This is a genomic window from Microbispora sp. NPDC049633 (assembly GCF_040675265.1).
Taxonomy (GTDB): domain Bacteria; phylum Actinomycetota; class Actinomycetes; order Streptosporangiales; family Streptosporangiaceae; genus Microbispora; species Microbispora maris.
Genome location: NZ_JBFAOO010000219.1, coordinates 1 through 11667, shown reverse-complemented (window position 1 = coordinate 11667; position 11667 = coordinate 1). Strand labels below are relative to the sequence as shown.

11 protein-coding genes are annotated in these 11667 nt (G+C 70.0%); 4 read left to right on the top strand and 7 right to left on the bottom strand.

Annotated elements, in window-relative coordinates; translation table 11 throughout:
• Positions 1 to 116 precede the first annotated feature (116 nt).
• Together AB0J39_RS33950 and AB0J39_RS33945 are read right to left on the bottom strand one after the other, a co-directional pair.
• Positions 117 to 1007: a class F sortase gene (locus AB0J39_RS33950; protein WP_363472280.1), complete on the bottom strand. Its 891-nt coding sequence runs from the start codon at positions 1005 to 1007 to the stop codon at positions 117 to 119.
• Positions 1008 to 1018: 11 nt separating this feature from the next.
• Positions 1019 to 2452 (bottom strand): hypothetical protein, encoded by a 1434-nt coding sequence (locus AB0J39_RS33945; RefSeq protein WP_363472278.1) that lies wholly within the window; start codon positions 2450 to 2452, stop codon positions 1019 to 1021.
• Between the two features lie 237 nt (positions 2453 to 2689).
• Between AB0J39_RS33945 and AB0J39_RS33940 the strand changes: the two genes are divergently transcribed.
• Positions 2690 to 3835 carry an acyl-CoA dehydrogenase family protein gene (locus tag AB0J39_RS33940; RefSeq protein ID WP_363472276.1) on the top strand — a complete coding sequence of 382 codons (1146 nt, stop codon included), beginning with the start codon at positions 2690 to 2692 and terminating at the stop codon, positions 3833 to 3835.
• Between the two features lie 8 nt (positions 3836 to 3843).
• Here AB0J39_RS33940 and AB0J39_RS33935 read toward each other — a convergent pair whose 3' ends face one another.
• Together AB0J39_RS33935 and AB0J39_RS33930 are read right to left on the bottom strand one after the other, a co-directional pair.
• Positions 3844 to 4005: a hypothetical protein gene (locus AB0J39_RS33935; RefSeq protein WP_169988820.1), complete on the bottom strand. Its 162-nt coding sequence runs from the start codon at positions 4003 to 4005 to the stop codon at positions 3844 to 3846.
• 68 nt (positions 4006 to 4073) lie between these two features.
• Positions 4074 to 4850 (bottom strand): alpha/beta fold hydrolase, encoded by a 777-nt coding sequence (locus AB0J39_RS33930; protein ID WP_363472274.1) that lies wholly within the window; start codon positions 4848 to 4850, stop codon positions 4074 to 4076.
• A gap of 153 nt (positions 4851 to 5003) precedes the next feature.
• Here AB0J39_RS33930 and AB0J39_RS33925 point away from each other — a divergent pair, with 153 nt between their 5' ends.
• The gene (locus AB0J39_RS33925; protein ID WP_363472272.1) at positions 5004 to 5894 is read left to right on the top strand and encodes a hypothetical protein; all 891 of its coding nucleotides are present in this window, start codon (positions 5004 to 5006) and stop codon (positions 5892 to 5894) included.
• A 35-nt stretch (positions 5895 to 5929) separates the two neighbouring features.
• Here the strand turns inward: AB0J39_RS33925 and AB0J39_RS33920 are convergent, their stop codons facing one another.
• Together AB0J39_RS33920 and AB0J39_RS33915 are read right to left on the bottom strand one after the other, a co-directional pair.
• Positions 5930 to 8155 (bottom strand): SpoIIE family protein phosphatase, encoded by a 2226-nt coding sequence (locus tag AB0J39_RS33920; RefSeq protein WP_363472270.1) that lies wholly within the window; start codon positions 8153 to 8155, stop codon positions 5930 to 5932.
• Positions 8156 to 8275: 120 nt separating this feature from the next.
• Entirely contained in the window at positions 8276 to 8980 is a 705-nt protein-coding gene (locus tag AB0J39_RS33915; RefSeq protein WP_363472269.1) for a metal-dependent transcriptional regulator, read from the bottom strand.
• Between the two features lie 111 nt (positions 8981 to 9091).
• Here AB0J39_RS33915 and AB0J39_RS33910 point away from each other — a divergent pair, with 111 nt between their 5' ends.
• Positions 9092 to 9670: a UdgX family uracil-DNA binding protein gene (locus AB0J39_RS33910; RefSeq protein ID WP_363472267.1), complete on the top strand. Its 579-nt coding sequence runs from the start codon at positions 9092 to 9094 to the stop codon at positions 9668 to 9670.
• A gap of 16 nt (positions 9671 to 9686) precedes the next feature.
• On the opposite strand, the gene pdxH is transcribed toward AB0J39_RS33910, so the two are convergent.
• On the bottom strand, positions 9687 to 10331 hold the full coding sequence (gene pdxH, locus AB0J39_RS33905) for a pyridoxamine 5'-phosphate oxidase (RefSeq protein ID WP_346227501.1): 645 nt from the start codon (positions 10329 to 10331) through the stop codon (positions 9687 to 9689).
• 170 nt (positions 10332 to 10501) lie between these two features.
• On the opposite strand from pdxH, the gene AB0J39_RS33900 reads away from it, so the two are divergent.
• Positions 10502 to 11608 (top strand): citrate synthase 2, encoded by a 1107-nt coding sequence (locus AB0J39_RS33900; RefSeq protein ID WP_363472265.1) that lies wholly within the window; start codon positions 10502 to 10504, stop codon positions 11606 to 11608.
• The last annotated feature ends 59 nt before the right edge of the window (positions 11609 to 11667 follow it).

Here is an 11667-nt window from a genome sequence, read left to right as displayed (position 1 = left end):
CTCTTCCCCACCCCCCCGATCGCCCTATCCGTCCGGGCGCGCCCCCCGGGCCCCCCCGCCCGGGGGGGGGGGGGTGTATTAACGCGGGGCCGGCGGGCCCCCCCCCACCTCGCGGGTCACTTGCCCTTGGTCTCCGTCAGCGTCGCGTAGACGATGATGTTGTCGGTGTAGTGGTGCTGCTTGGCGTTGTAGACCCCGCCGCAGGTGATCAGCCGCAGCGAGGACGAGATCGTGTTGCCGTAGACCCGCTTGGTCGGGAACGTCGACTTGCTGACCTGCTCGATCCCGTCCACCGTGAAGATCGCCATCTTGCCGTCCGCGCGCATGACCGCGATCTTGTTGCCGCGCTTGAGCTCGCGCAGGCGGCTGAAGACGGCGGCGCCCTTGCGGGTGTTCACGTGCCCGAGGATGATCGCCGGGCCCTGGTCGCCGGGGGCCGGCCCGAGGCGGTACCAGCCGGTGAGGTTCGGCTTGCTCAGCGGAGGCGTCTGGATGACGCCGGACTTGTCCACGCCCACCGAGCCGACGGTGGCCTTCACGCCGATCGCCGGGATGCTGATCTTGAGCGGCCTGCCGGTGACCTTCTTGGTCGTCGTCGTCTTCGTGCCGGTCGACGAGGACGACAGCGGCGTCGAGGACGACGAGGCGGCGCTCGTGAAGGTCAGCGGGGCGATCGGCTTGATCGCGGGAAGCGGCGGCGGCGCGGTGGGGTCCGCCGCCGTCAGCGGCACGCCCGGCCCGCCCGGGCCCACGGTCGGCGGCAGCAGGGCCACACTGCCCGCGTCCTGGACGTGCACCTGCCCGCCCGGGACCGGTCCGCTCTCCTGCGGATCCGAGGGGCTGAGCGCGACGAGCACGCCGGCCATCACGGCCGCGATGCCGCCGAACGACCCGGCCACGAGCAGGGTCGCGAGGACCGGCTGAGGCAGCGGCTTACGCGTCTTCGTGGCGTCGCTCGCCGTCCCGTCCGGGACGGGAGCGGAGCCACCGTCGGGAGTCCCGTTCATCGTCATCCTCCTCAGCTCCGCTCGCCCGCGTGTGCCGCCCTGCGTCGCAGCATCGCCACGCCGCTGAGCATGCCGATCACCAGCAGCGCACCGCCCGAGCCGATCAGCAGCACTCCCGAAGCGGCCATCCGCTCCGGAGCCTCACCGGTCTGCGCTCCACCTTGTGGCGTGACCGCCACCTGAGCCACGGTCGGCGTCGCGGTCAGCGTCACCGTCCTCGTCGCCGTCGGCGACGGACTGCCCTGCGGGACCACCGCCACGACGTAGTTCTGCGTCGCCGACAGGTTCGGGCTCCTGCTCGGCGAAGGCGACGGCGACTGACCGCCCGGCGACGCCGAAGCGGACGGGCTGCCCGAGGGACTCGGCGAACCACTCGGCGACACGCTTCCCGAAGGGCTGGGCGAGGTGTCCGGAGACGGAGACGCGTCGGGAGACGCGTCGGGCGAGCTGTCCGGCGACGGGCTGACCGGGTTCTCGCCACCGCCGCCAATCGTCACCTGGACCGCGACCGGCGCGCTGATGAGCGTGCACTCGGCGCGGTACTCCTGCGGGGGGTTGGCCAGCTCGCGAGTGACCACACGGAACGCGTCGAGCTGGCCCCACTTGCCGTCCTCGACGTTCTTGATCGTGATGGTGTGCTCGCCGTACTTAAGACCGCGGAACTTCCACAGGGTCTGCCCACCCCTGTTGGCGTCGTTCACCGGGGTACCGTCGTCGTTCGTCGAGGGGTCGATGCGCGGCGGAGTACCAGGCTGACCGTCGACGTCGATGTCGATCGGTCCAGCGCGCCGGTCTCGCTGCCCGACGTAGTCCACGCCGGTGCCGGTGAACGTGAAGGACGCCCATGCTCCGGCCACCGTGGTCCGGTGCAGGTCAAGGTGGTAGTCGTTGTCCCCGCTCGGCTGCCCTTCGAGGTTCTCCCAGCCGTCGCTGTAGGTGATCGCCGAGTCGTCGTCGTTGACCATGACCTCGGAGGCGGGAGGACGGAAGTCGATGAACAACTTGCCGGGCTTGACCGTGAGGGTGCCCTCTCGGTCTGTGTAGGCGAAGTCCGCAATGCTGTCGGGCAGCTTGAGCGGAGTGCCCTTGATCATCGCTCCCGGCTGGTCCACGGAACCCTTCGGCTGAAGCTGCCCGATCCAGCTGCCGGTGAGGTTGACCCGTCCGGTCACCTCGATGCGGCCGCCGTTGGGCAACCGCGCGGGGGCTCCGAGACGCGTCGCGTCCTTGTAGTTGAGCTTCCACGCGACCGTGAGCGGATCGCCGACATTCAGCGTGGTGGGGACGGTGAGCTTCGTCCGAAGATAGACGGTGCCCGAGCCCGAGGTGGCGACGCCCTGTTGACAGGCGTAGTCCACAACGAGGTCGGCGGTATTGGCCTGTGCCGTTACCGACGGCACGACGATCGCCGCCGTACCCGCCAAGCCGAGGGCCAGGGCAGCCATGGTCCTAGGGAGACCAGCTCTCCACCGTTTCACCGCATACTCCGATCACAGGTCCGTCCGGGCGGGCCTATAGCAAACCGAAGGTAGATCTTAGGGGGTACGGAAGTGGTCAAAGGGGTCGTTATCGCGATGGTGTCGGAGTTGTGACCAGCCGTACAAGAAGGCGACGCTGACCTGAGGAGCACCAGAATCGTATTCTGGTGCCGCCAACAGACCCTGAGCCGGAAGGCGTACCCGATGCGGCGAGACCTCTTCGACGAGGAGCACGACCTCTTCCGCGAGACCGTCCGTGAGTTCATGGCCCGCGAGGTCGTCCCCCACCACGCGCAGTGGGAGAAGGACGGCATCGTCCCCCGCGAGGTGTGGAAGAAGGCGGGCGAGCTGGGCATGTTCGGCTTCGCCGTCCCCGAGGAGTACGGCGGTTCGGGGATCACCGACTTCCGCTACAACGTCGTGATCGTCGAAGAGATCATCCGTGTCGGCGCCAGCGGCCTCGGATTCGGCCTGCACAACGACATCATGGCGCCGTACCTGGTCGACCTGACCGACGACGAGCAGAAGCAGCGCTGGCTGCCCGGCTTCGCGTCCGGCGAGCTGATCACGGCCATCGGCATGACCGAGCCGGGAGCCGGCAGCGACCTGCAGGGCATCCGCACCACCGCCGTTCGCGAGGGCGACCACTACGTGGTGAACGGGCAGAAGACCTTCATCACCAACGGCATCAACTCCGACCTCGTCGTGGTCGTGACCAAGACCGACCCCTCGGCGGGCGCGCGCGGCACCTCGCTGCTGGTGGTGGAGCGCGGCATGGAGGGCTTCACCCGCGGCCGGAACCTGGAGAAGGTCGGCATGCACGCGCAGGACACCGCCGAGCTGTTCTTCGAGAACGTCCGGGTGCCGGTGGCCAACCTCCTGGGCGCCGAGGAGGGCCAGGGCTTCTTCCAGCTCATGAACAACCTGCCGCAGGAGCGGCTGTCGATCGCGGTGGCGGCCGTGGCCGCCGCGGAGACGGTGCTGGAGCAGACGATCGAGTACTGCCGCAACCGCACGGCCTTCGGCCGGAGCATCGGCAAGTTCCAGAACACCCGGTTCCTGCTGGCCGAACTGGCCACCGAGGTGGAGATCGCCCGCCACTACGTGGACAAGTGCGTGCGCGCGCTCAACGCCAAGGAGCTGACGGCGGTGGACGCGGCCAAGGCCAAGTGGTGGACGACGGAGCTGCAGAACAAGGTCGTCGACCGGTGCGTCCAGCTCCACGGCGGCTACGGCTACATGCTGGAGTATCCGGTCGCCAAGGCCTGGCTCGACAGTCGTGTACAGACGATCTACGGCGGCACCACCGAGATCATGAAGGAGATCATCGGCCGGTCGTTCGGCTTCTGACCCCCGCCTCAGCCGCGCTGCTGCCCCCAGATCAACAGCATGGCCACCACGAACACGACCATCACGCCCCCGTAGGCCACCGGGCTCAGCCGGAAGAACCGGCGCACCTTGTTCAGCAGCCACGCGAACAGGAGCGCCAGGAAGACCAGAAGGATGAGTCCGGTGTCCACACTGATCAGTATGCGTGGGATTCCCCGCGGCCGCGTGCCCGTGGGCACAAGCGGCATCGGAAGACGGCTCAGCGGGGATCGCCGCAGCGTTCGGTGATCACCCGGGCGACCAGTTCCGGGTCGTCGCTCATCGGCAGGTGGCCGCAGCCCCGCAGCAGCAGCGCCCGCTGCCCCGCCCACCGCGCCGCCCGTACGGCCTGGCGGCGCGGCAGCAGCCGGTCGCGCTCGCCCCAGGCGATCGTGACCGGCACCTTGGGCGGCGCGGGTGGCGCGACCCACGCCAGCGAGTCCAGCGTCTCCTCGAATCCCGCGCAGTCGCGCAGCGCCTCGGCCGCCGCACGCACGGCCGCACCCGGCAGCCGTCCGGGGCGGGCCACGAGCAGGCCCATGACCAGCGCCTTGCCCTCGTCCGTGCCGGCCGCGAGCGCGGGCAGCCCGTCCGCCCGCGCCCCCAGCCGCAGCAGGCGCAGCACCGCCCGCGCGTACGCGTACTCGGGCCGCGACCAGAACCCGGCGGGAGACAGCGCGACGGCCGTGCGGACGTCGGCGCAGGACGCCAGGTCGAGCGCGATGTAGCCGCCCAGCGAGTTACCCGCGATGTGCGGCCGGCTCAGGCCGAGCCCGGTCCAGAACCCCCGCACCGCCCGCCCCAGCGTCTCCACGTTGTACGGCGTGCCGTACGGCAGCGGCGGGGAGTCGCCGTGACCGGGCAGGTCCACCGCGATGACATCGTGCCGCTCGGCGAGCAGGTCGAGGACCGGCGCCCAGCCGTGCCTGTGGTGGCCGATGCCGTGGAGGAGGATCAGCGGCGGCCCACTGCCGCGGCGGTCGTGGGCGAGCTCCATACCGACGAGTCAAGCACCACGCACGGCCGGAAAGAAGCGCCGGCGCCCACGACGCGCATCCGGTGTCCCGTCCGGGCGGACCCGGTGCGTGCTCGTCGTTTCCGGCTGCAATCATGTTCCGGCACAACGACCACAGGCGGGACGCACGACACGATGACCATCACCAAGCCGGAGGAGCACACCGGCCACGCCGACCTGCCGGAGCCGGACGTGAAAGCCGGCGTCGTCGATCTGCTGGAACGCAGCGGATCGGTCGTGGTGCCGATCGCCATCGCTCTCTACGCGCTGCTCTACCTCGGCATCCAGCAGGTCTACGGCATCTTCGACATCAGCCCGGAACAGGCGGGAATCGACCAGGCCACGATGTTCGGCCGCCTGGTGGGAACGCTGGTCCTGCTCATCATCGGCGGCACGCTGCTCGCGGGTGTCGTCGTGGCGGTCCTCTGGCTGCTCGACAAGGCCACTCTCGGCCGTCTGTTCCGCCTTGCGCAGGCCGTACGCACCCGTCCGTGGGCCGCCGCGGCCGCCGGCGCGCTGTGGTGCGGGGCGAGCTACTGGGGCTTCCTCGGCTACCTCGGGCTGGGCGAGGGCGCCTCGCTGGCCGGCATCGTGATCACCTCGGTGGTGATCGGCGCCCTGGCCTTCCTCGTGCCGTTCCGGCTGCTGCGGCGGCGTCCCACCGGCCGCGCGGGCATGAAGATCGTGGTCGCCGCGTTCACCGGCATCGGGCTGGGCTTCGCGCTGATGGGACAGATGGAGAGCGACGCGCTCGCCGTCGCCGAGAAGGGCAGGCCCGCCAGCATCCTCCTGTCCATGGTGGGCTTCCAGGACCAATGGGTGGTGCTCAACGACCGCGAGAGCGGCAAGGTGCTGCGCGGCGGCGTGCAGGTGCTGCTGCTCGGCGAACGCGAGGGCGCGTACGCGTTGTACGACTGCGCGCACCAGGAGACCTTCCGCATCTCCATGGAGGCGACCGTGCTGCGGCAGGTGACGCTCGAACCCGAGCGCCCGGCCGGATACAGCTGCATGCAGCAGAAGAACTGACGTGACGCGCCCCCATACCGGGGGCGCGACACGACCTAACGACCGCCGATGGGGATCTCGAACCAGACCGCCTTGCCCTCGCGGGTCGGGCGGGAGCCCCAGCGTCGTGCCAGCTGGTCGACGAGGTAGAGGCCGCGGCCGCCCTCGTCGTTCTCGCCCGCGCTGCGGATGCGGGGCAGGCGGAGATCCTGGTCGAAGACCTCGACCCAGACGGACTCCGCGCCCCTGCGCAGCCGCAGGGTGAACTCCTTGTCGCCCGCGATCTCCTCCTCGAAGCCCGGCACGTCCCACGACTCGTCGAACGGCAGCGGCGGCCCGTCGAGCACCAGCTCGCGGCGCGGCACGCTGGCGCTGGCGGCGTGCAGGACCACGTTGGTCACGACCTCGGAGACGAGCAGGCAGGCCAGCTCCGCGCGCTCCTCGGGCACCTGCCAACTGGCGAAGGCCTCGGACGCCATGCGCCGCGCCTCGCTCACCATGATCGGCTGAGCCGGGAACGTCCGCTCCTGGGACTGCAGCTCCGTGCCGGCCGCGCGGACGACGAGGATGGCCATGTCGTCGTCGATCTCGCCGGGGACGGCCACCGTGGCCAGGTCGGCGATGCGCTCGACGGACTCCCCCGACGCCTTGGCCAGCTTCTCGCGCAGGATGCCCAGCGCCTCGTCGTCGTCCGGCGCGCTCGAGGCGGAGTCGCGCGGTGGCCTGCGGTCGACCAGGCCGTCGGTGTAGAGGAGCAGGGTCGCGCCGGGGGGCAGCTCCTTTGTCTCCTCCTTGTAGACCAGGTCGGCGTGCACGCCCTTGGCCCGCACCCCGAGGGGCTGGCCGACCTCGTTGATCTCCAGGTCCTTGACCTCGCCGTCCACCATCAGCAGCGGCGGCGCGTGCCCGGCGTTGGCGAACGACAGCTGCCTCGACCACGCGTCGTACACCATGTATTGGCAGGTGACGATCGGCGGGTTGGTGATGTCGGCGCCGAAGTCGTCGTGCTCGGGCGCGGCCACCACCCGGGTCCACTCGTCCAGGCGGGCGAGGATGTCGGCCGGCGGCTTGTCGTCCTGCGCGAAGGCCCGCAACGCGGCCCTGAGCTGGCCCATGACCGCCGCCGCCTTGGCCCCCCGGCCCTCGACGTCGCCGATCACGATGCCGACCCGACCGGCCGACAGCGGGATCACGTCGTACCAGTCGCCGCCCACCTGGGTCTGGATGCCCTGGCCGTGCGAGGCGAGCGGGGCGGCGGGGTAGTAGCGGACGGCGATCTCCAGGCCGTCCAGCGTGGGCAACTGGCGTGGGAGCAGGTGCTTCTGGAACGACTCCGCGGTGTGCCGCTCCTCCTCGAACAGCAGCGCGTTGTCGACGGCGAGCGCGACACGGGTGGCGATGGCGCCGACGAAGTCGCGGTCGAAGGTGTCGTAGTGGGGCGAGCGCCGGTTCGTGAGATTCGACATGCCGAGGTACATCAGGCCGAGCGTCTCGCCGCGCACGCACAGCGGGGCGACGATGGCCGAGGTCATCCCGATCTCACCGCACAGCCGGGCCGCGCCCTCGCTCGGCGCCGGGTAGCTGACCTGGGAGAAGTCCTCGACCAGGATCGTCTCCTGGCGGCGCAGCGCGCTCTCGGCGTAGTGCCCCAGCGGGTATCTGATCTCCGCGCCCACCGGCCGCCAGGTGTCCGGCGGCGGAGTCCAGCCGTTCACGTGGGTGGAGACCTTGCGCACCAGGCGGTCGGCCTCGACCAGTTCGATGAAGCAGTGGTCGGCGAACTGCGGGACGAGCATCTCGGCGACCCGGTCGAGTGTCTCCTCGACGTACAGGGAGCCGGCGAGCCGCTCGCCGATCCGCTCCAGCAGGCCGAAGCGGTCCTTCTCACGCTCGTTGCTGCGCATCGCCTCGCGCGCGGTGATCACGATTCCGCTCACCGAGCCGGAGGGGTGCCGCAGCGGCACGGCCTGTGCGCGCACGTAGATCATCGTGCCGTCGCCGCGGGCCACGTCGAACGTGCCCTCCCACACGTTGCCGCGCAGCACGTGCTTGGCCAGTTCGGCCGCGAGCGGATGGTCCTTCTCCGTGATCCCCAGGGTGAGCAGCGACTCCTTGCCCGGAGACGCGCCCACGCGGCCGAACAGCTGCTCGGCGAAGGGGTTCCAGTACAGGACGTTGCTGAAGCGGTCGGTCACGACCACGGCCATCTCCGCGTGGTCGAGCACGGATCCGGCGGAAAGGTGGTCGTCGGCGTCCTGTGACAGATCTCCCCATCGCCTCATGCCACGACCGTCCCTTGACGAGGTGGGTTCGCTATGCCGGGCACGGGCGCTCCTGCGAAGGCTGGGTCGCGAGAAATGAAAGGACTCCCTAGGGGATTCAACCAGGCACAACTCATTCCGTCATCGTCTGGTGACAAAAACGTGTGAGGCGACGTCCCTCGGAAGATCCGCGGTCGTGGTCCCCACCTCACCATCAGCTGTCACCGTTACACCGTTGTCGCTCGCCGCGAGCGTCACCTCGCGTCCGGGTTGTATCCCAACTTGCTTGAGTTTAAGCATCAGGGCCGGGTCGCTTTGCACTTGTTCACTGATTCGGCGCACTACAACGGGCACGGGGGCCTGTCCCGCGAGGGTCACCATGGGTGACACCATCTCATCTCCGGTCGAACCGGGCTGCGGCACCCCCAGCTCGTCGAGACCCGGAATCGGATTGCCGTGCGGGCACACGCGAGGGTTCTGCAGAAGGTTCACGAGCCGGGTCTCCACCGACTCCGACATGACGTGCTCCCACCGGCACGCCTCGATGTGGACCTCTTCCCACGGCAAGCCGATCACCTGGGTCAGCAGGCACTCGGCGAGGCGGTGCTTGCGCATGACTCGGATGGCCAGCGTCCGGCCCAGCTCGGTCATGCTGAGGTGCCTGTCTCCCTCAACCTTGACCAGGCCGTCGCGCTCCATGCGCGCCACCGTCTGGCTGACAGTCGGGCCGCTCTGCTGCAGGCGCTCGGCGATGCGCGCGCGGAGCGGCACGATGCCTTCCTCTTCGAGCTCGAAGATCGTCCGGAGATACATCTCCGTCGTGTCGATCAGGCCGTGTGCGGTCAAGGCTCCTCCAGTCCTTGTAAATCGATGCTACGACCTCCCCCGCGTTCGCAGCCGACCCTATTGGGGAAGCGACCCAGGATGGGAAACATCGGAGCGCAGCGATTCCTTCCGGTGGATATCAGCCTGCCCGCTCTCCGGGAGGCCGCGCGCCACTGCGAGGGCTGCGATCTCTACCGCGCCGCCACTCAGACGGTCTTCGGCGAGGGCGTGCCCGATGCGTCTCTCATGCTGGTCGGCGAGCAGCCGGGCGACCAGGAGGACCATGAGGGCGCGCCGTTCGTCGGGCCCGCGGGGCGCCTGCTCGACAAGGCGCTCGAGGAGGCCGGCATCGAGCGCGAGGCGGTGTACGTGACCAACGCGGTCAAGCACTTCAAGTACGAGCCCCGCGGCAAACGCCGGATCCACCAGAAGCCCACGGTGGGAGAGATCAACGCCTGCCGGCCCTGGCTGGAGGCCGAGATGAGCCTGGTGGACCCGGAGGTGACCGTGGTGCTGGGGGCCACCGCCGCCCGGGCCCTGCTGGGCCCGGACTTCCGCGTCACCAGGCATCGCGGGGAGCCGGTCCCCCGGCGTGAGGGGGCCTACTACGTGGCGACGATCCACCCCTCGGCGATCCTGCGCTCACCCGACCGGGACGAGGCGTACTCCGGCTTCCTCACCGACCTCAAGGTCGCGGCCGGGCTGCTCTGATCGGTCGGGCGTGCCCTCAGGGAGCGAGGCGCTCCAGCGTCCAGGACGCGCCGGTCCGCCGGTAGCGGAGCCGGTCGTGCATGCGGTCGGTCTGGCCCTGCCAGAACTCGACCTCCGCGGGCACCACCCGGAAGCCGCCCCAGAAGTCCGGCAGCGGCGGGTCCTGCGGCCATCGGGCGGCCAGCTCCCGGAACCTGGCGTCGAGCTGCTCCCTCGACTCGACGACCGCCGACTGGCGGGAGGCCCACGCGCCGATGCGGGAGCCGTACGGGCGAGAGTGGAAGTAGGCGGCGCTGTCCTCGCGCGGGAGCCGTACGACGGAGCCCTCCACCCGGACCTGCCGCCTGATGGGATGCCACGGGAACAGCAGGCAGGCACGCGGGTTCTCACCGAGGTCGCGGCCCTTGCGAGACTCGTAGTTGGTGAAGAAGACGAAACCGCGCTCGTCGAACCCCTTGAGGAGGACGGTGCGTGCGGAGGGGCGGCCACCGGCGGAGCTGGTGGCCACGACCATGGCGTTCGGTTCCGGCAGGCCCGCGGCGACGGCGTCCGCGAACCACAGCGCGAACTGCGTCACCGGGTCCGCGGCCATGCCGGACTCGATCAGGGGCTCACCTTCGTAACTGTGCCGGAGCCCGGGGAGGTGCGATGCGCTGTCCACGGAAAGGTATTCTCGCCTGCTCGGCATACGTCTCGAGCGGTGGCCCCCACCAGGGAGAACCCCGTTCGGTAGGGCCGGGGGCGCGACAGCCGGGCGCTGCGGGTTAAATTGACCCGCCGGTATCTCGACATCAAGGCTCTGGACTTCACAAGAGAGGGAGGCGGCCGAGAATGTCCGACTTCAAACCCGGGCTCGAAGGCGTGGTGGCGTTCGAGACCGAGATCGCGGAACCGGACAAAGAAGGGGGCGCCCTGCGATACCGGGGCGTCGACATCGAAGAGCTCGTAGGCAACGTCTCCTATGGACACGTCTGGGGCCTGCTCGTCGACAACTCGTTCCAGCCGGGACTTCCCCCGGCGGAGCCGTACCCCGTTCCCGTCCATTCCGGCGACATCCGAGTAGACGTACAGAGTGCGCTGGCCATGCTGGCGCCCACCTACGGCTTCAAGCCGCTGCTCGACATCGACGACGACCAGGCCCGCGACGATCTCGCACGTGCCTCGGTGACCGCTCTGTCGTTCGTCGCGCAGTCGGCCCGCGGCCTGGGACTGCCCATGGTCCCGCAGAAGCGCGTGGACGAGGCCGAGAGCATCGTCGAGCGGTTCATGGTCCGCTGGCGCGGTGAGCCCGATCCGAAGCACGTGAAGGCCATCGACGCGTACTGGACGTCGGCCGCGGAGCACGGCATGAACGCCTCGACGTTCACCGCCCGCGTGATCGCTTCCACCGGCGCCGACGTCGCGGCCGCCCTGTCGGGCGCGGTCGGCGCGATGTCGGGCCCGCTGCACGGCGGCGCCCCCGCGCGCGTGCTGCACATGATCGAGGGCGTCGAGAAGATGGGCGACGCCCGCAAGTACGTCCAGAGCGAGCTGGACAAGGGCCAGCGGCTCATGGGCTTCGGCCACCGGGTCTACCGGGCCGAGGACCCGCGCGCCCGCGTGCTGCGGCGTACGGCCAAGGAGCTGGGCGCGCCGCGCTACGAGGTCGCCGCCGCGCTGGAGACCGCCGCGCTGGAGGAGCTGCACGCCCGCAAGCCGGACCGGGTCCTCGCGACCAACGTGGAGTACTGGGCCGCGGTCGTGCTCGACTTCGCCGAGGTGCCGTCGAACATGTTCACCTCGATGTTCACCTGCGCCCGCACCGCCGGCTGGGCCGCCCACATCCTGGAGCAGAAGCGCACGGGCAGGCTGGTCCGCCCCAGCGCGAACTACGTGGGCCCCAAGCAGCGCTCGATCAACGAGGTGCCCGGCGCCGCCGAGGTCGTCGGCAAGGTCTGAGCTCTCGCGCGGGTCCGGCCCAGCGGCGTGCCTGAACAGCTCCGAGAGGCCGCCGGGCC

Coding starts and splice junctions, on each gene's coding strand:
- AB0J39_RS33900 (WP_363472265.1), top strand. CDS start 10,502: ATGTCCGACTTCAAACCCGGGCTCGAAGGCGTGGTGGCGTTCGAGACC.
- AB0J39_RS33940 (WP_363472276.1), top strand. CDS start 2,690: ATGCGGCGAGACCTCTTCGACGAGGAGCACGACCTCTTCCGCGAGACC.
- AB0J39_RS33945 (WP_363472278.1), bottom strand. CDS start 2,452: ATGGCTGCCCTGGCCCTCGGCTTGGCGGGTACGGCGGCGATCGTCGTG.
- AB0J39_RS33930 (WP_363472274.1), bottom strand. CDS start 4,850: ATGGAGCTCGCCCACGACCGCCGCGGCAGTGGGCCGCCGCTGATCCTC.
- AB0J39_RS33950 (WP_363472280.1), bottom strand. CDS start 1,007: ATGAACGGGACTCCCGACGGTGGCTCCGCTCCCGTCCCGGACGGGACG.
- AB0J39_RS33925 (WP_363472272.1), top strand. CDS start 5,004: ATGACCATCACCAAGCCGGAGGAGCACACCGGCCACGCCGACCTGCCG.
- AB0J39_RS33920 (WP_363472270.1), bottom strand. CDS start 8,155: ATGAGGCGATGGGGAGATCTGTCACAGGACGCCGACGACCACCTTTCC.